This window comes from Vibrio sp. Vb2131 (assembly GCF_033338535.1).
Taxonomy (GTDB): domain Bacteria; phylum Pseudomonadota; class Gammaproteobacteria; order Enterobacterales; family Vibrionaceae; genus Vibrio; species Vibrio alginolyticus.
The window spans coordinates 67,929-85,842 of the sequence record NZ_JAWOSW010000004.1 but is presented as its reverse complement, the minus strand read 5'-3'; the positions used below and the strand labels follow the sequence as shown (position 1 = coordinate 85,842).

At 42.7% G+C, this 17,914-nt stretch carries 16 protein-coding genes; 8 read left to right on the top strand and 8 right to left on the bottom strand.

Annotation, left to right across the window (positions count from 1 at the left end):
* Positions 1 to 134 precede the first annotated feature (134 nt).
* From R7E38_RS06215 to R7E38_RS06200, 4 genes are all read left to right on the top strand, one after another.
* The gene (locus tag R7E38_RS06215; RefSeq protein ID WP_005376347.1) at positions 135 to 1,370 is read left to right on the top strand and encodes an outer membrane protein transport protein; all 1,236 of its coding nucleotides are present in this window, start codon (positions 135 to 137) and stop codon (positions 1,368 to 1,370) included.
* A gap of 20 nt (positions 1,371 to 1,390) precedes the next feature.
* Positions 1,391 to 3,799, top strand: coding sequence for a VolA/Pla-1 family phospholipase (locus R7E38_RS06210; protein WP_226082976.1), 2,409 nt, complete (start codon positions 1,391 to 1,393; stop codon positions 3,797 to 3,799).
* Positions 3,800 to 3,935: 136 nt separating this feature from the next.
* Positions 3,936 to 4,145, top strand: coding sequence for a YgdI/YgdR family lipoprotein (locus R7E38_RS06205; RefSeq protein ID WP_005376349.1), 210 nt, complete (start codon positions 3,936 to 3,938; stop codon positions 4,143 to 4,145).
* Positions 4,146 to 4,434: 289 nt separating this feature from the next.
* Complete coding sequence (locus R7E38_RS06200) at positions 4,435 to 4,992, top strand: PhnA domain-containing protein (protein WP_005376350.1); 558 nt, start codon at positions 4,435 to 4,437, stop codon at positions 4,990 to 4,992.
* 185 nt (positions 4,993 to 5,177) lie between these two features.
* Here the strand turns inward: R7E38_RS06200 and R7E38_RS06195 are convergent, their stop codons facing one another.
* The 3 genes from R7E38_RS06195 to R7E38_RS06185 all read right to left on the bottom strand — a co-directional run bounded on the left by R7E38_RS06195 (position 5,178) and on the right by R7E38_RS06185 (position 9,033).
* Positions 5,178 to 5,369 carry a hypothetical protein gene (locus tag R7E38_RS06195; RefSeq protein ID WP_005376351.1) on the bottom strand — a complete coding sequence of 64 codons (192 nt, stop codon included), beginning with the start codon at positions 5,367 to 5,369 and terminating at the stop codon, positions 5,178 to 5,180.
* A 279-nt stretch (positions 5,370 to 5,648) separates the two neighbouring features.
* Positions 5,649 to 6,668, bottom strand: coding sequence for a TerC/Alx family metal homeostasis membrane protein (locus R7E38_RS06190; protein WP_054728956.1), 1,020 nt, complete (start codon positions 6,666 to 6,668; stop codon positions 5,649 to 5,651).
* Positions 6,669 to 7,290: 622 nt separating this feature from the next.
* Entirely contained in the window at positions 7,291 to 9,033 is a 1,743-nt protein-coding gene (locus tag R7E38_RS06185) for a bifunctional metallophosphatase/5'-nucleotidase (protein ID WP_005376363.1), read from the bottom strand.
* Between the two features lie 268 nt (positions 9,034 to 9,301).
* Between R7E38_RS06185 and R7E38_RS06180 the strand changes: the two genes are divergently transcribed.
* Positions 9,302 to 10,936, top strand: a complete 1,635-nt coding sequence (locus tag R7E38_RS06180; RefSeq protein ID WP_042520844.1) for an ATP-dependent endonuclease — start codon at positions 9,302 to 9,304, stop codon at positions 10,934 to 10,936.
* 153 nt (positions 10,937 to 11,089) lie between these two features.
* Here R7E38_RS06180 and R7E38_RS06175 read toward each other — a convergent pair whose 3' ends face one another.
* Both R7E38_RS06175 and R7E38_RS06170 read right to left on the bottom strand, forming a co-directional pair.
* Entirely contained in the window at positions 11,090 to 11,572 is a 483-nt protein-coding gene (locus R7E38_RS06175) for a DUF1097 domain-containing protein (RefSeq protein WP_017634175.1), read from the bottom strand.
* A gap of 228 nt (positions 11,573 to 11,800) precedes the next feature.
* The gene (locus R7E38_RS06170) at positions 11,801 to 12,706 is read right to left on the bottom strand and encodes a LysR substrate-binding domain-containing protein (protein WP_005376369.1); all 906 of its coding nucleotides are present in this window, start codon (positions 12,704 to 12,706) and stop codon (positions 11,801 to 11,803) included.
* Between the two features lie 300 nt (positions 12,707 to 13,006).
* Between R7E38_RS06170 and focA the strand changes: the two genes are divergently transcribed.
* Positions 13,007 to 14,458, top strand: coding sequence for a formate transporter FocA (gene focA / locus R7E38_RS06165; protein ID WP_226082974.1), 1,452 nt, complete (start codon positions 13,007 to 13,009; stop codon positions 14,456 to 14,458).
* A 137-nt stretch (positions 14,459 to 14,595) separates the two neighbouring features.
* Here focA and R7E38_RS06160 read toward each other — a convergent pair whose 3' ends face one another.
* From R7E38_RS06160 to R7E38_RS06150, 3 genes are all read right to left on the bottom strand, one after another.
* The gene (locus R7E38_RS06160; protein ID WP_017634178.1) at positions 14,596 to 15,165 is read right to left on the bottom strand and encodes a YceI family protein; all 570 of its coding nucleotides are present in this window, start codon (positions 15,163 to 15,165) and stop codon (positions 14,596 to 14,598) included.
* Entirely contained in the window at positions 15,162 to 15,701 is a 540-nt protein-coding gene (locus tag R7E38_RS06155; RefSeq protein ID WP_005390157.1) for a cytochrome b, read from the bottom strand. The genes R7E38_RS06160 and R7E38_RS06155 overlap by 4 nt, the downstream gene beginning before the upstream one ends.
* A gap of 174 nt (positions 15,702 to 15,875) precedes the next feature.
* Positions 15,876 to 16,118, bottom strand: a complete 243-nt coding sequence (locus tag R7E38_RS06150) for a DUF2164 domain-containing protein (RefSeq protein ID WP_318081699.1) — start codon at positions 16,116 to 16,118, stop codon at positions 15,876 to 15,878.
* Positions 16,119 to 16,301: 183 nt separating this feature from the next.
* On the opposite strand from R7E38_RS06150, the gene R7E38_RS06145 reads away from it, so the two are divergent.
* Together R7E38_RS06145 and R7E38_RS06140 are read left to right on the top strand one after the other, a co-directional pair.
* Positions 16,302 to 16,934, top strand: a complete 633-nt coding sequence (locus tag R7E38_RS06145) for a hypothetical protein (RefSeq protein WP_005376385.1) — start codon at positions 16,302 to 16,304, stop codon at positions 16,932 to 16,934.
* A gap of 187 nt (positions 16,935 to 17,121) precedes the next feature.
* Positions 17,122 to 17,910, top strand: a complete 789-nt coding sequence (locus tag R7E38_RS06140; protein WP_226082972.1) for an EAL domain-containing protein — start codon at positions 17,122 to 17,124, stop codon at positions 17,908 to 17,910.
* The last annotated feature ends 4 nt before the right edge of the window (positions 17,911 to 17,914 follow it).

Genomic DNA, 17,914 nt, shown 5'->3' with positions numbered 1-17,914 from the left:
ACAAGTTATTAAACATACAATTAACATTACATTTACATCATCGTTGTATTTCGCGTATTAACAATTGGTGTAAGTACCACACAACAATTACAAGGACTTCGGTCCAGCATTATGACACCCTAGGAGGGTCAAGGATGAACAAGAAGCACTGCTCTCTGCTTACAATTTCAATATTGTTTGCGTGTAATGCCCACTCAGCGGGCTTCCAGGTAGCTGAACATTCGGCATCTGGTCTTGGTCGAGCATTTTCAGGTGAAGGGGCTGTTGCAGATAATGCCAGCGTCCTTGCTCGTAACCCTGCAGCAATGACACTTTTCAAAGAAGCTCAATTTTCGGGCGCGTTATCTATCATCGACCCTGAAGTCGATGTGTACGACACTGTAAACAATGAACACGCGAAAGATGTCGCCCCTTTACAGATCGTGCCAGCAGGTTATTACATCAGCCCTATCAATGATAACTGGGCTTGGGGCATCGGTATGTTCACAACATACGGTGTTGCCACTGACTATCCAAATGATATTTCCGCAGGTGATATGGCGGGTGACACTTCCCTACTTTCAGTAAACATCAACCCTAATGTCGCTTACCGTATCAACGAGTCTTTCAGTGTCGGTGGTGGTATCAACCTAGTATACGCTGAAGCAGAGCTGACTCGCCACAAAGGCGCACTCGCCGGTATTTTAGGTGGTAATAAGTCCGATAACCTTGTCGGCATGGAAGGTGAAACTTTCGCTTGGGGTTGGAATGTCGGCGCTTTATTTGAGCTAAATGAAAACAACCGTTTTGGCTTTGGCTACCGCTCTAAGGTTGATCTAGATTTTGATGACGGTGAGTTTAGTAGTTACGACTCTGGTCGAGCTTCATCACCAAAAGTTGATGGCCGTTTAAAAATCTCTCTCCCTTCAATTATCGAATTATCGGCTTTCCATCAATTGAATGAACAATGGGCTGTACATTACGGCTGGCAACAAACCGACTGGAGCACATTTAAAGAACTAAAAGCGACCAGTAACGAATGTAATGACGGAGTATGTTTCTTTAAACCTGAGAAATATGAAGACAACAATCGCTACTCCATTGGAGCAACTTACATACTTAATACAGACTGGACATTCCGTGCAGGCTTTGCGTACGACGAACAAGCAGGTGAAGCAACATTGAGTATCCCTGACAGTGACCGTTTTTGGTACAGCGCGGGCCTAACTTACGCAATGAGTGAGAATTTAACTTTCGATGCAGGCTTTGCACTTGTTAAGAGTAAATCAGGCTCTTTCACTGAGACAAATGCTCTGGGTGAAGAGATTAAGTTTGACTCAGAAGGTACTGCTTACATCAGCGCGGTACAGATGAACTACACCTTCAAATAATGGGATTACGGAGTAAACCAATGAAACACACGTTTAAATTATCAATGCTTTGTTCTGCAATCCTTCTTGCTGGTTGTGGTGATGATACCTCCAGCTCTGGTACTTCCGACAAAGTTCAATTTGAAGATGAAGTCCAAGCATTGCTTGATCGCGAAACATCCATCAGTTTTACGCTTCAAGGAGCGAACGCAGATGTACCGGCACCGTCTTACTTATTAATGGACACAAGCGATGGTACGCTTGGTCTGCCAACTGATGGCGATGATGCTTTAACCAACCCTAGAGCCTCAATGAACACGATGGATGGATGGTCAACGTCTATGCCAATCGTTCTTAACTTCAACGGCGACGGTTTTGCAACGGGCATGCTGTCGTCTGGTGTTAAAGTCATCAAGATTAACCAACGCTTAACCGAGTGGGACGGTAAATCTAACCCAATCGAAGAGGTACTCGTTCAGAATCAGGACTACGTAGTTCAAGCAAAAGGTAGCTCTCTATACATCCAGTTCTTGGCTGCACTTGATGAGTCAAGCGAGTACATTTTTGCGGTTACACAAGATGTTACTGACGTGAATGGTGAGCCAATTGGTACATCAGCAAGTTATGCGACTGGTAAATCGAAAGAAATCGTTTATGAAACTGGCGACCTTGCTTCTGTTCAAGCAGTCACTCAGGCGGTTGAAGGCATTTTTGGTCTAGCTCAAGTTAATCCTAACGACATCGTTTACTCCTCATGGTTCAGTACCCAGTCTGTAGGTGATACGTTAGCGGCAGTCAAAGGAGTAACCGCTACTGGTTTTTCTACTGGCGCAAACACACTAAATACCGTTTACAAAAATGACTCAAACGAAGGTTCAGTTGACTTATCAACGGCCTACACAATAACGCTCGGTGAAACCCAAGACTTTAGCACTGCGCTAGACTCTGACGATGACTTTAGTAAATACATTAGCGATCTAGACGCAGCTAAAACGGCAATTAAAGGCCTTTACATGCAATCAGGTGCCTATGTAAGCGTGACACAAGGTGTGGTAAGACTGCCTCATTACTTGGAAAAAGGCGCAAGCTGGAACATGCAACCAATGGTATCTGCGATGCCAAGCCTAGCGAAGCTAAGCGCAGCATTAGCGGATCCGAACGAGCAAGCAAACATGGTTCAGCAGCTATCAACAGGCGTTTTTGCAAATGATCCTGTTGATGTGACAAAGCTTGCTACAGATCCTACAGAGCAGCTAAAACTTGTTGGAGCTAAGCTTACTCTTACCGATGGTACCCAGCTTGATAGTGAGCGTATTATTACTCGCTACTCGCCTGTTCCCGTAGTGAAATCGGTTGAAGATGTCGAAGTACTGGTCTTCACACCTAAATCTGGCGTCGCGACAGACGTTGTGATTTATCAACACGGCATCACCTCTGCGAAAGAGAATGCGTACGCGTTCGCGTTCAATATGGTAAAAGCAGGTGTTGCAGTTATCGCTATTGACTTACCTATTCATGGTACGCGCAGCTTAGATGAACAACGTTCCGCAAATGCGAATGTACTGGCTTATCTAAATCTTTCCAACTTAGCCGTTGCGCGTGACAACCTACGTCAAAGTGTTCTGGATGTGTTAGGTTTGCGCGCTAGCTTGGTAGTATCTGCTCAAGGCGGTCTTTTAGCTGGAGGTCCTCTGCAAGGCTTCAACCCAATGACGGGTTCAAAAGTCAAAATGCTAGGTCATTCACTTGGCGGTATTGTCGCTACATCTGCCGTCGCAGCAGCAAACAATACATTGGGCAGCTCTACTGCGGATGCGCTGTACACCTTTAGTTCTGCATCAGTACAGAACTCTGGTGGACAAATTGGTAATTTGTTACTGGGTTCAGACAATTACGGTCCTCAGATCAAACATAACCTCGCTTATGCAGCATCAAAAGACTATGCGAATTACGCTGATGCATCATGTGCGGATCTAGAAGATAAAACATGTTACGAAGCATTTGAGGCTGCGGCAACGGAAGCTCAAGTAGCAGCGCTAGAAGCAGGTTTCTCACAATTTATCTATGCAGCACAGACTACACTAGACACTGTCGATCCGTTCACAAACGCTTCAGATTTAGTGGCATCTGGTTCGCTAACGACACCATTCTTTATGACAGAAGTGGATGGCGATAGCACAGTACCAAACAGCGTTCCAAATGCACCATTCGCGGGTACTGAACCGCTTGCTAATAAGCTAGGGTTGAAGACTGTGAACAGTACGGACACTACTGTGAATGCAACTGCGAGCTTTGTACAGTTTAATGCTACTGCATCGCACAGTACTTTTGCTTCGCCAAATGGCACTTTGTCTGATATTGATCATCATGTAGAGATGCAGATGGAAAACACTGACTTCTTAATGGATGACGCACTAACAGGTGTCACTAACACTTCTGTTTTGAAGTAATCGCAACGCCCTTCCTACCAAAGCCCAGTTTCTACTGGGCTTTTTCATTTCAATTGTATTCAAACCCACTCATATTTCCTCTGCTATAGTTAAAACGATGTCTTTGCCTAACTCACTTGTTTAAAAGGAAAACTCTATGCGCGTATTGACTGTTATTGCCACTGTATTACTTCTTGCTGCATGCGGAAGTAGCCAATATCTGATGTCGACAAATGAAGGGAAAATTATTACCTCTTACGGTAAACCAGACCTGAACGAGGAAACGGGTATGTACGAGTATGAAGACATGGATGGTAAAGAAATGAGTATTTCAAAAGAGCAAATTGTCCAGATTGTCGAACGTTAACGACAGGCCCTCTGTAAATTAGAGGGCTATGTTCTAGCCACCCTCTCTCTACATTTACCTCTTTTAGGTTTGTAATCGTTGTAGAAATTGACACAACCAATTCATAAACCAAAACAATTAATAGTGTCTTTTATACTTCCGTATTATTTATTTAGCGAATATTTTACATCTTCACCTTAATCAGGTTGGAGTATTGTAAAATCTAATCTTTAATTCGCTAACACCCTTTTATTTCTCAGGATAAAGTGGATAATACCGCCACAAAATAACATTACTAAGGTGAGTCCTTATGTCTATTGAAGCTACTCTGCTTGCGCGCTGCGAGTCAAAATGTGAACTGTGTTCTTCTGAATCTCAACTAACTGCATACGCTGTCCCACCTCACGGTAATGTGACGGTTGATACTGCCATCATGGTTTGTGATAAGTGTCTGGGTGAGATCGATGAGCCAAAAGACATTAACCACTGGCGTTGTCTAAACGAAAGTATGTGGAGCCAGGTTCCTGCTGTACAAGTGACTGCATGGCGCCAACTCACTCGCCTAAACACAGAAAGCTGGGCTCAAGATGCTCTTGACATGATGTACATGGAAGAAGAGCAAATGAACTGGGCAATGAAAGGGATGTCTGCTGACGATAAAACGGTTGACTGTAACGGCACTGAACTTAAGAAAGGTGACGATGTAACAGTAATTAAAGACCTACCAGTAAAAGGCACTAACCAAGTAATCAAACAAGGTACAGTGATTCGTGGTATTAGCCTTGGCGATGATCCAAAGCTAGTTTCGGGTAAGGCAAATGGTGGTCAGTCGATGTACGTGATCGCAGAATACTGCCGCAAGAAGTAATATCGCACTTCAGTCATGTCAAAACGGGGCACCAATGGTGCCCCGTTTTTCTATACAACACTTAATCTACTATCATGTCTACCTCCTCTAGAGTGTTTCTTTTCTAGGGCGTAGGTTGAGTAGGCATGTTTTACAAATAAAAAAATACCGGCTCATAGGCCGGTATTTCTTACACTATTTCAATATTAACGGTACATACCGATGTCTTTTTGAATATGTGCTGACAAGTCTTCTGCGTAGTAACTGCGTGGCGCAGTGTTATCTACAAATAGAATGTCCAGTAAGTGAGCAATCAGTCCTTTGAAGTTAACCGCGTAGGTTTTCTTATCCATAGAGGTTGGTAAAGCTACATTTGTCATTTGCATTGCTTGTGCCATGATTGCCTCTCTTTAAAAGCAGTAGTCTGTTTAGTTGGTTGTATATTAGTCAGTTTCTTATTGTTTAAGAAATGACAAATTTTACCCATTCAAATTAGAATTTCTAATAAAACAAACTCATTACAAAACTCAAAAATACAAATGAATAATAACGGCATAAATAATCACAATTGCTGTAATTACATTGAATAACTGAACATTACCTGCATAATTGCCCCTTAAGCAACAACATATATTTAACAATATTTTTCGTTATTTCTTTTGATTTTAGTGCTTACTTTATATTTTTTGATTAGTAATATTAACGCTAGTTTGACGCTTCGCTTTATTTTTTAGGAGTGATGCAACCACTGCCGATGTCATCACAACAACTAAAAATGTGAGAGACCATGCTGTCGGAATCTCATATTCTGTTCCAACCAATAGCATTTTTACCCCGATAAACATCATGATTACTGATAATGCTGGTTTTAAGTATACAAACTTGTCTAACATTGCTTGAAGAACAAAGTACAGCGATCGCAAACCCAGTAATGCAAATACGTTCGCGGCTAAGACTAAAAATGGCTCTCGCGTTACCGCGAATATAGCTGGTATAGAATCCAACGCAAACATAACGTCCATTACTGCAATGACACCAACAACGATCAGCATCGGTGTTGCCACCCACTTACCAGCTTGCTTTAAGATTAAGCGATTTCCTTGGTAGTCATCTGTAACTGGCAATACCTTTCGAATCAACTGCTCCGGATATGGATTAACCTCTTCTGCTTCGCCTTTGTCGCGAGCTAGCTTAACACCCGTCCAAATAAGAAAAGCAGCAAATAAGTACAATACCCAGTGATACTGTGAAAGTAACTGAGCACCAACCGCAATCATGACAGCGCGTAAAACTAGCGCACCTATCACCCCCCAAAGCAATGCTCTCGGACGCAAGTGCTCCGGCACACTGTATTGTGCAAAGATGATGGCAAACACAAACAAGTTATCCACGCTTAGCGACTTCTCTAGTAAGTAACCAGTTAAGAATGAAATCGTTGCTTTGTCGTTCGTATAAGCGCTATGTGGCGCGTAAAAGTCCCAGAATAAATAAATAGAACCTGCAAAAACAAAGGCAAGCAAGAACCAAAAAACACTCCAAACGATGGCTTTTTTCATCGTGATAGCGCCACCACGTGTTTGATAGATATCAAGCGTAACAAGAACAAGGGTAAATAAACCAAAAGCACCATACATCGCTAATGATTCTTGAAGAGGCACCGATTGGCTCAATTGGGTGGTATTTTCGATAAGAGACATATTTCCTCCCATGGCGGAAGGACTTCGTTTGGTGACCTTCCGCAGACAATAACAACCAACAGCCACATAACGATTATGTGCTGCTAGTCAATGAATGCGTTGGTCTCGTTGAAGTGTTGACGTGAATGAACCACGTAACACCTTTACTTACCGGATAAGCTGATGCTTAACGAGATGACGATAAGTAAACTTGCGCTAACTACTCCCCAAACGCCGACATAATAACGCCGAGCGTCAGGCTTTCCAACAAAAAAACCTTGTCTTATCGAAATAAAATTCTTATCAAAAATCAGGAAGCACTATAAAAAGAAAGAAATGGATTCAACCACCTGAACTATAGTAAACAGACAAAAAGCAGCAAATGGCTCAAGACAAACTCTTCATTAGTTAGGGCCCTAACGGGGAAGATAGATACAAAAAAGGAGCATTACTGCTCCCTTTTGTAACATCCACATTCTTAGCAGTTCAAAAGCCGCTTAGAGGCACAAAGTAGACCAGTGTTGACCAAATTGCGATCCAGGCAACCACGACTGCCGTATCTGCCCAATCTTTATTCCACATACTGCCATCCTCATCAACCCATGTAGTAAGTGGAGAGCAGCAAAATCAATACCAGTATCTATTATCGACGTCGCTTTGTGTAAAGTTTGTGACTTTGATTCAAACAGTTTGGCTCATCGGTCAGGAGTTCAATAAAACAATCAGCCATGGACAAACTGGTCACACGCCCTTCTCCTTTCATCTCCTGCAATGCGTCGTACCCCTCTTTCCCTTTCATCGTATAGGCAGAAGAAGTCCCTCGATACCAAACATCATCTTGAACACCTACCCATTGTTTACCATCAAAAATCACTAATGATTGAACTCTTTCACCTTTTGGGGCATCTGCGTGGTACTCGAAGTTTAAATTGTAAGTGTACGGATAACTGCCAGATCCAGTGCCTTCTACGCCATTGTTGAGTGCATTATTTATCGCGCCTTCAAGTGCACGGCGAATAGCGCTGCCTTTTACATCGTAAAAGCCGATAGGAACGGCAAAAGGCAACAGCCGTCCGGCAATGTCTGCCACTGTAATGTTGCCAGGGTTCAAAGAGGTTCGCACGCCACCCGCATTATGAATTGCAAATTGAACGTCATATCCACGTTTGTTTAAACAGTGCAGAAATGATCGGGCAACGGAGGAAGCCAACTCACTCTCACCAAATTCATCGGGAATTCTCACATGACGCTTTTTGGTGTCAACACTAGCAATGACTTGTGACTGTAACTGCCTGACCTGAGGAATATATTTATCGCTCAGGATCGCTTGAGTTTCCGGGTGTTTCTTACAAACCACGACATTCGGTTGACCATGGATGAAGTCGCACGCGGTTTCGAATACACCTTGGTCGAGCTGTTGGTTTAGCGTCGAGTCCCAAAAAATACGTCGACCAAGCAACAGTTCATTTTGTCCACTCAACATCGTTGCTTTACCGTGTTCATCAAACTCAATGACGCAGTGCCCCATTGTCAAAGCATGGAAACCCGCTTGCACCACATAGGTATCATTAATTTTGATACCGTAGGGATCGTCTTGTCCTAACCCTATTGATGAAAAATCACCTTGCAACCGGTGGCTGTGTCCACCAACAATTATACCAATACCTGCGACTTGCTCAGCTAACTCTAAATCACCTTCATAACCTAAGTGGCTCAGAAGAATAATATTTTTTATACCTGATGAATGGATTTGTTTTACGGTCGCCTTGGCGGTTTCAATTGCTGAGTGAAAAGGCGTGTCTGCATCAGGGTTTGCGATGTCGCTCATTTTATCTATGGATAATCCGAAAATCGCGACCCGCTCACCATGGAATTCTTTAACAATGTATTGAGCGCTCTGTGTATCCGGTTGGTAACTATATACATCCTTGCAATCACTGATACGGTGAGGTTTTTTAAGTGATTCATTGGATAAATCCCAGTTGCCAGCAAGCAATGGGAACTGAGTACGTTGGCAAAACAATGCAACTGGCTCATTCCCCATATCTAATTCATGGTTACCTAACGCCATTGCATCAATCTTTAATGCGTTCAATAAGTCGGCATTGGCTTTGCCTTTAAATAGTGAGAAATACAGCGTGCCTTGGAAGCAATCTCCGGCATGGAGGAACAACATCCCATGACCTTGGCGCTGAGCATCATCTCTTAACTGCTCGACTCTGGTTGCGATACGAGAAAAGCCGCCAGCACTGACATAGGGTTCTAGCGTGAGTTCATTGTTTATCTTAAGCTTTAACTGTAATGACGTTGGTTCAAAGTAGGAATGTGTGTCATTGATGTGTGCCAGTTTGATTCTCACTGGCTTATGATTGTTATTCATCTTCATCTTCTCTTTTTTCATTCCTTATAATAATAAGAAGTGAATCATGACAGAATCATGAATTTTATGAAACTGCGATTTAGGATTTCATGTTTAAGTGATCACGATGCTGTCCCCCAGCTTTGAAAGCAAGCCTCGCTTGTAACGGTCTCTATTCAGTAAGAGGCTCTCGTAATTTTGTGAACTGAGCTTAACTCAAAAATTCCGAATTCATATATGCTTAGGAGTAGCAAAATAACTCTCGATAATTCAAATAATTGCAAGGAGGATTGAGATGAGACTAGAACGCATCGAAATCTCCGGGTTTAGAGGCATCAAACGCCTTTCACTCTCTTTTGACGAACTCACCACGCTTATCGGTGAAAACACGTGGGGCAAATCATCATTGCTCGATGCCCTTTCCATCGCACTACCTGCCAATGGCTCATTGTATCAATTCAAACTGAAAGATTTTCACGTTGACTACTCAATTTCTCATCCACAAACACAACACTTACAGATCATTGTTTGTTTTAAAGCACAGGATAAAAACGAAGTAAAAGCGGGACGCTACAGACGCATAAAGCCTACATGGTGCACCAACGAAGATGGTGAGCAAGTCATTTACTATCGTATTAGTGCGTCTCGCGATGAGCACGGCATTAATACAGAGTACGCGTTTTTGGGTCATAACGGCAAACCCAAAAAACTTCACCACTCAGAGAAACTCGCTATTGAGTTAATGACACTTCATCCTGTAATCCGACTACGTGACTCCCGACGCTTCCCAGATTTAAACCATGTCAACGGCGATGGTAAAAATGCTCGGATTGAAAAACGAATCAACAACACCTGTCGACGCTTATTGGCTATGCCTGGTCATGTGAATAAAGGTGAGATTCGTAGTAGCCTCGACTCAATGCAAACGCTTGTTGAACACTATTTCGCGTTCAGAAGTGTCAGTAAAGGCAACCCACGCAAACCTCGTGATGGTCTTTTCTATACAAGCCCTTCCTCTGATAAAGGCTTGAGTCAGTTCTTGAAAGAAACCAATGACAAACAAAGCCGCTTGCTCTTAATGGGGTTACTCAATGCCTATCTTCAAGCTAAGGGCCCCACTGATTTAAGGCGCTGTGCGAGACCAATACTGATCATTGAAGATCCAGAAGGTCGACTGCATCCAACTCATCTAGCGAGAGCGTGGTCCTTATTGCAATTATTGCCAATGCAAAAGATATTAACCACCAACAGTGGCACGTTACTCGGTTCTGTTCCACTGTATTCAATTCGACGTTTAATTCGGCTATCAGACAGAACCATCGCTAAGAGTTTAAACTCAACAAAGTTTGGTCGAGATGAGTTGCGCCGAATTGGTTTCCATATTCGTTTTCATCGTTCAGGAGCATTATTTGCGCGGTGCTGGTTACTTGTTGAGGGCGAAACCGAAGTTTGGCTTTTTCATGAACTGGCTCGTCAATGCGGGTATGACTTGGCTGCCGAAGGGGTTCAAATCGTTGAGTTTGCTCAATCAGGTCTAAAATCACTCATCAAAGTAGCAAAAGAGTTTGGTATTGATTGGCATGTCGTTACCGATGGCGACCCAGCAGGGAAAAAGTACGCGCATGCAGTACGAGCACAGCTCGACCATGATCAGGAAAGGCATCGACTTACGGAATTACCCGACCGAGACATCGAGCACTTTCTGTACAACAATGGGTTTGAACTTTTCTTTAAGGACATCATCAAAGTTCCTCATGACCACCCTATCCCTGCTAAAAAAGTCGTAAATCGTGTTTTGAAAAAACATGCAAAACCGGACTTAGCTTTGGCTATTGTTTCTCATTGTGAAGAGAAAGGCATGGAGTGTATTCCTGTTCTTCTGCGCTGGACACTTAAACGCGTTGTTACCATGGCCAACGGCAATACATGAGTTAGGCGTATTTTACACTCAACGTATTGTCTTATAATACAAAAAAAGCACACCAATTTGGTGTGCTTGTATCAAACATCATTAATTTTGATTAAGGGTATTGAGAGGGATAAAACTCAATACACAGTGGATACCAATAAGATCGGGGGTTCACTACTGTGCTTGCTCAGCAAGCGAAGAAGAAGTAGCGGTTGATTTCGTATGCAACCATAGCCCTGTCGCTTTCATTAGATAGCCAAACACACCACCTAGCAACAACGATGGAATGACAAGTTGCCAGTTTCCGTCAGCCGCAAATGTTGCGCATGAACCAATAAAAGTACCAGGGATGTACGCGAGCCAAGCCTGTTTAGCTTGAATACACATGAAGAATGCCACAATAGCGGTAATCACATAGCCAATAATTTCCAACCCCACGTAAGTGGAACCGTGAATAATTACCATTGCCCAGAATACACCTGTCATATTGGTGATTAAGCTGATGCCTAGTCCTTTCAATCCGCTCGTTGGCGCTGCAAAGTAGCTCGTGCAACCTAAAAAACCAGCCCAAGAAAGCAAACCTAAAGAGATGGCGATCCAACCCCATACGCCAGATAAAATTCCAGTAGTGATAGAAATAGCTAAAAGTGTCGTCATGGTAGTCATACCTGCTCGGCTATTATCGTACCTATATGGTTCAATAACTGCCTTCATACATTGAAATCAAGGACACATGTTAGATACATCAGCTCAGCTTATCGGTGATATTGATCACAATAAGATATTATTATTTTCACAATTTACATTAAAAGTTTGACGCAACCGATAAATCAACAGATTTAGGGAATAAACCCAACTCATCTCGTAGGCATGTTTAATCAACCTTTAAAGAACTGAAGGCTTCCCTTTCATCATTCGCAGTCCCTCTCTTTTAATGCAGTCGACTAATGGGTTTTCTGCCATATCTGAGCGCCATATAAATGAAAGCGTCCTTTCCATTTTTAACTCGGGTACATTTAATGCCACAAGATGACCTGCTTCTATATATCGCTCTACATCTAAATACGGTAAGCAAGTAAGGTACTGACCATTAGCAACTAAACTACGTAACACCGGAACATGTTCATATTCGCGCCACACATCCAAATCTTCAATAAGGTGGTGAATAGAACTATCAAATGTTTTTCGTGTGCCAGAGCCATGCTCTCTTAGTACCCACTTCGCTTGCTCTAACTGCGCAAGGCTAACAGACTGATTACGCGCAAAAGGATGATGAGAAGCTGCGACAACAGTAAGATGATCACGACACCATACTTCTTGGTGTAAACGGTTATCATCACAGCGCCCTTCAATAATCCCTAAGTCATACTTGTAATCTAATACCCCATCAATCACCCCTTTTGTACTTTGTACACCGAGGGAAATACGCATTTCTGGAAAGTCATTATCAATGATACTGATAAGGTCGGGAACTAAGTGCTCTGCTGGGGTTTGACTCGCTCCCATGCGAATCTCACCACTCAATAAATGTTGCTCATAGAAGCCCATTTCAATCTGCAATGCATCTTGTAGCAAGCGTTTTGCTTTTGGTCGTAACCACATCCCCCAATGGGTTAACGCCATTTGCTTGCCTTGCCTCTCAAACAACGGCCTGCCAAGCATCTTCTCTAATTGCGCAAGCGACATACTCGTCGCTGATTGTGTCAAAGCCAATTTTTCTGCGGCTTGGCTTACACTGCCGGTATCTGCAACTGCGTCGAAAACCGCTAATTGCTTAAGTGAGTAGCGCAAAGTGTCCTCCATTATTAGTGGGTATTTCCCAATTCCCACAATTGTTAAAGCATGCCCCAATAAGCAATAGAGTTCATTTTACCTAGCCCCGTAAAGTTATCAATTAATTTGATGAGGTTTCTAAATATTATCAATTTTACCTTACTAACCGTTCTCCCTATTCTGAGTACGCGGTTCGGGAACACCGCAAGCCTCAATGGTTTTGAAACCGAAGTCATTGAGGCTCTTAATAAAAACAACAATTTCATTTTTGAGTTAATAACCAAGGATTTTTATGCGATTACAAATTAAGGAGTCAATATGGCGGTGACCAGTTCTCAAAATCACCAGTATTTTTCTCCAAAAGAGATGATGGTTGAAGCGGAAAAATTTGCGTTAAGTAAGGCAAACAAAACCAGCAGTATGACATTAAGCCTCGCCATTATGGCCGGCGCGTTCATCGGGTTAGCATTCTTGTTTTACATCACGGTGACCACCGGCAGTACGGGCGCTGGTTGGGGCTTGAGCCGCCTAGCTGGTGGACTCGCATTTAGCATGGGATTGATCCTCATCGTGATCTGCGGTGGTGAATTATTTACCAGCTCCGTCCTATCCAGTATTTCTTGGGCCAATAAGCAAATCTCGTTCGGTAAGATGCTTTCGATCTGGGGCAAAGTTTACGTTGGTAACTTTATTGGTGCGATGTTCCTACTTGCGCTGGTTACTGCTGCTGGTCTTTATCAGATGGATAGCGGTCAATGGGGATTAAATGCGCTTAACATCGCACAACACAAACTTCACCACACTCTCATTCAAGCGTTTGCACTCGGCATTCTCTGTAACCTATTGGTCTGCCTAGCGATTTGGCTAACATTTAGTTCTGCAAATGCAATGACAAAAGCAGCAATGACAATTTTGCCTGTGGCAATGTTTGTCAGCAGCGGTTTTGAGCACTGTGTTGCGAACATGTTTATGGTTCCACTTGGTATTGTTATCGCGAATTTTGCACCTGAATCTTTTTGGGCATCTGTCGGTGTGCCCGCGTCACAATACACAGACCTAAACATTAGCCACTTTATTACCGCTAACTTAATTCCTGTCACGCTTGGCAACATCGTCGGCGGAGCGGTATTAGTTGGCCTTTCAAACTGGTGTATTTTTCGCCGACCAGAACTAAAAGCAGCGAATATTTCTTCTATCACTACAACTACAACACTGTCGTCAGTTAAGGATTTCACCATGAAAAATGCTTCTTTTGTTAAAGACATTATGAACCAAAAACCAGTCACCATTCGTGCAGAAACGCCAATTGCAGCCGCGCTGGATGTGTTACTTGATAACAACGTAACTAGCGCACCTGTTGTAGACGTACAAAATCGATTAGTTGGCTTCTTCTCTGCTCACGATGTGATGGTAGAGCTATGGTGTGAGGACTACATTCCGGTGAAAGACCAAAAAGTCGTAGACATCATGAGCCGAGATGTGGTCGCAATTGACGCTGGTGATCGCCTCGTTGATGTTGTGGAATTCCTATGTATCGATAAAGAGCAGTTGTACCCAGCGAGCAGTATGGGTATTGCCACTCGCTTGACGTCTTTGTCTCTCGAAGAACGCGCTAAAAGTATCAAAGTAAGTAAGCCACAAGTGCTTCCTGTGCTTGAAAATGGGCAGATGGTCGGGGTGGTTACTCGTACTGAAGTATTAAAAGCACTACGCCCGATTTTTGGTGAGCGTTTAAACCTAGTGGAAAAAAGCGAGTTAGAAACAGCGTAATTCGCTAAACATTTACAACGTCTATTGGCTTTCAATCGCTATCACTGACGGGTTTATCGATGTTAGTGATGTGATTAAGATAATAAAAAAGCGCTCTTCAAGTGAAGAGCGCTTTTAGTGTATCTAAAAGGAACTAATTACTTCTTAATACCTTCGATATGAAGTTCCATATCGACGTAGCTTGAAGCACCCATTACTGGGATGTCAAAGTCAGCAAGCTCTAGGCGAGTGTTGCCAACAAAGCCAGCGCGCTCGCCGCCCCATGGGTCACTGCCAGCACCAACGAATTCAGCCTCAATAGTAATAGGCTTAGTAACACCGTGTAGCGTTAGATCACCAGTTACATCTAGTTTGCCATTGCCTTTATCAACCACTTTTGTGCTCGTAAAGGTTGCTTCACTGTATTTACCAGCATCGATGAAGTCACCACTACGAATGTGTTTGTCACGTTCAGCATGGTTTGAATCTAGGCTGGTTGTATCAACAACAACATTTACTTTTGAGTCAGCAATGTTGTTTTCATCAAAAGAAAAGTCACCAGAAAACGTATTGAAACGACCTTTGATGAAACTGTAACCCAAGTGGCTAACTTTAAAGTTGATTGAAGCGTGAGCACCTTTGGTATCGATGACATAATCTGCAGCTTGCGCACCAAATGGCAGTGCCATAGCGATAGCTAATCCTGTAGCGAAAAGTGACTTTTTCATTTTGAAGCTCCTAACATTTTTCTTAATGTGTTGTCTTTATCGATAAAGTGGTGTTTTAGTGCAGCAATAGCATGTAAACCTGCAATCAGGATGACTGCCCAAGCTGCATAGAAGTGAATCTCACCTGCAATATCTGATTGGCCTGGGAATAACTCTCCCGCTCCTGGCACGGTGAACCAATTAAACACTTCGATGCCGCGTCCATCAGACGTTGAAATGAGGTAACCTGAAACAAAGATGGTGACCAATAGTAGGTACATGACACCATGCGCTGCTTTAGCAGCAAGCACTTCGTAACGTTTGCCTTCTACCTTTGGTGACGCCGTCACATGTTTCCATACGATGCGTGCCAAAGTTAAAATAGCGAGTAAAATACCGACAGAGCGATGGTAATGCGGCGCAGTTCGATACCATTCGCTGTAATAGCTAAGGTCGACCATCCACAAACCCACTGCAAATAGACCAATAATGCACAGCGCTGATAACCAATGCATCACGCGTGCAGTAAGGTTGTAATTCTTTACCAGTGTATCCATCTCAAGTTCCTAGATATATTCCTAAGTTAATGCTGAGCAAGAAACACTACATTAACCTATTTACGTCATATGAAACAGATTATTTACCATCATTTACATCCAGCCAATGGTACCGTATCTATCAAGTTGTTCGAATTTTTTGAAGGAACTTTAAATCGTTTGTAAAACTGAAACTTACAGCTTAATTTCTTGTTCTATCTCATACAGCTCTTCGGAAACTTCTAACATTCTGCGTTCAACCAGTAACTTAGCATTTTCAACACCCTTGTTATAATAAATTACCCCTAGTTTTTCTGTAATAAAATCAATTAGAAACTCACTATCGAACTGGCCAATTTCAACATCTAGCTCGTCTTGCATGTAATCTTGAATGGCGGTGGCCAACGCCTCTTTTTGTGCGCGTTCTAGCTTTATCATTTTTTCCCTTTCAAATTTTTGTTCAACTTCTGCTTCTTTCGTGTTGCTCTATTAAAGATTAAACACGGTCATTTGTGAGAAATTTGGTGTTTAGATCAAGAAGTTGCCGAAGTAAATTAGTCTATTCTCAAAAGACTATGCTAACCTTTTGCAGTTCGTTTTGTAATTATTAAGGGATATTCTTTGCTACTCGACCTAGTTATTCAAAGTGTTAATGATTTTCAAGACGACTGTCTTAAGCTGTGTGAAAAGCATTACCCTGCGGTGCATAACCAAGGCATGAGTGAGCATCATCTTGGTCTCGCGTTTTCAAGAAGGATGGAACATACTTTTCGTCACTTTGGATACAACTGCGTGATAAAGCCAATCGAAGTGTTGGATTCTCCAGACCTTCCCCATCACTATCGAATTTCATCCGACATCGGCACTGTCTGGGTTCTGAGTCACCATATGGTCAGTGCCGGAAAATCTTGCCGGGAAAACTTACTCTCATCAATTACGGAATGGCAGAGTGAATATGGCTATGCCTTACAGCCTAATGACCTACTCTTTTTGGTTTGTGATCATTGGATAAGTCGCAGCAAAACGAGCCGAGAATTGCTTCATTGGTGGATGGGTGAACTACCCGATCAGATCAACGAATACACAGAACAAGGAATCACACTGTACACCAGCGAGTCGCAACTCACGCAATCGTTGGACACTCGATTCGGTATTAGCCCTTGTTACATTAAGTTTGGGCATCCTTTACGGCGTTCGAACAAACAGCAGTTAGTCAGAAAATATTTGCAGTTGTATGCCGTACTGCAATGGTAGCATCAAATTGAAGTGCTGAGATTATCAATTATTTCATCAATTTGTTTGATATCACTCGACAAAACTACCCATCCATTACCATCGTTCTTGCTTGAGTTAATGAGCACACTTAGATTCATTGCCAATGAAATAGAAAAATTAGCGCGATAACGCTGATGTTGAGACATTGATTTAGGTTGTGGTAACAATGATGAGCATCTCGCAACTACTTAGTTGCATCCGGAAAGAAGCCGACGGGCAGTATATTGCGAAATACGCGAACTTCACTCTCCGCAGTGTCTTTCAACCCATATATAAGAACGATATTTCCATCGTTGGCCTTGAAGCACTGGTAAGAATTAGCAATGCCAATGGCACCATCGTTAGGCCAGATCAGTTTTTCCAATCCAAAGCGACTCCCACTCAAGATTTGCTCAATGTTGAACGCTTAAGTCGCCTAATCCATATCAAAAATTTCTCTCAGTCTCGCTTTCACACAAAACAATTGTTTCTCAATGTATTACCGGTAGCGGCAGAGATACTAGTTAAAGACATCACTTATAACCGACTGCTAAAACAAACCATTTATGAATCGCATTTGATGAATGAACAAATCGTCATGGAGTTACTTGAATTGAAGGTGGAGGATGAACTCTCTTTGTCTCAAGCTGCTCGGGAGTTAAGTCTTGAAGGATTTAAATTAGCGATTGACGATTATGGCGTCAATGCATCGACAACTGAGCGAGTGAGAAGCGTTTGCCCAGATATAATCAAGATGGATCGCTCTTTATTGCTAAGGTATGAAAACGGTGATTTTAAAGCGCTTAACGATGCATTATCACTCGCAAAAGCGTTATGCTCTAAAACCGTTATCGAAGGAATTGAAACCGAGCATCAACTTCGCTTAATGAAAAAGCTCGGTTTCGATATGTACCAAGGGTACCTACTTGCTATCCCCCAAACGTTAGACGTCTATGAAGAGGCAAAAACAGCCTGACTAT

Excerpts from the sequence above, each read along its gene's own strand:
- R7E38_RS06160 (WP_017634178.1), bottom strand. The coding sequence starts at position 15,165 with ATGAAAAAGTCACTTTTCGCTACAGGATTAGCTATCGCTATGGCACTG.
- R7E38_RS06195 (WP_005376351.1), bottom strand. The coding sequence starts at position 5,369 with ATGGCACAAGCAATGCAAATGACAAATGTAGCTTTACCAACCTCTATG.
- R7E38_RS06205 (WP_005376349.1), top strand. The coding sequence starts at position 3,936 with ATGCGCGTATTGACTGTTATTGCCACTGTATTACTTCTTGCTGCATGC.
- R7E38_RS06140 (WP_226082972.1), top strand. The coding sequence starts at position 17,122 with ATGATGAGCATCTCGCAACTACTTAGTTGCATCCGGAAAGAAGCCGAC.
- R7E38_RS06210 (WP_226082976.1), top strand. The coding sequence starts at position 1,391 with ATGAAACACACGTTTAAATTATCAATGCTTTGTTCTGCAATCCTTCTT.
- focA (WP_226082974.1), top strand. The coding sequence starts at position 13,007 with ATGGCGGTGACCAGTTCTCAAAATCACCAGTATTTTTCTCCAAAAGAG.
- R7E38_RS06215 (WP_005376347.1), top strand. The coding sequence starts at position 135 with ATGAACAAGAAGCACTGCTCTCTGCTTACAATTTCAATATTGTTTGCG.
- R7E38_RS06200 (WP_005376350.1), top strand. The coding sequence starts at position 4,435 with ATGTCTATTGAAGCTACTCTGCTTGCGCGCTGCGAGTCAAAATGTGAA.
- R7E38_RS06155 (WP_005390157.1), bottom strand. The coding sequence starts at position 15,701 with ATGGATACACTGGTAAAGAATTACAACCTTACTGCACGCGTGATGCAT.
- R7E38_RS06190 (WP_054728956.1), bottom strand. The coding sequence starts at position 6,668 with ATGTCTCTTATCGAAAATACCACCCAATTGAGCCAATCGGTGCCTCTT.
- R7E38_RS06185 (WP_005376363.1), bottom strand. The coding sequence starts at position 9,033 with ATGAAGATGAATAACAATCATAAGCCAGTGAGAATCAAACTGGCACAC.
- R7E38_RS06175 (WP_017634175.1), bottom strand. The coding sequence starts at position 11,572 with ATGACGACACTTTTAGCTATTTCTATCACTACTGGAATTTTATCTGGC.
- R7E38_RS06180 (WP_042520844.1), top strand. The coding sequence starts at position 9,302 with ATGAGACTAGAACGCATCGAAATCTCCGGGTTTAGAGGCATCAAACGC.
- R7E38_RS06150 (WP_318081699.1), bottom strand. The coding sequence starts at position 16,118 with ATGATAAAGCTAGAACGCGCACAAAAAGAGGCGTTGGCCACCGCCATT.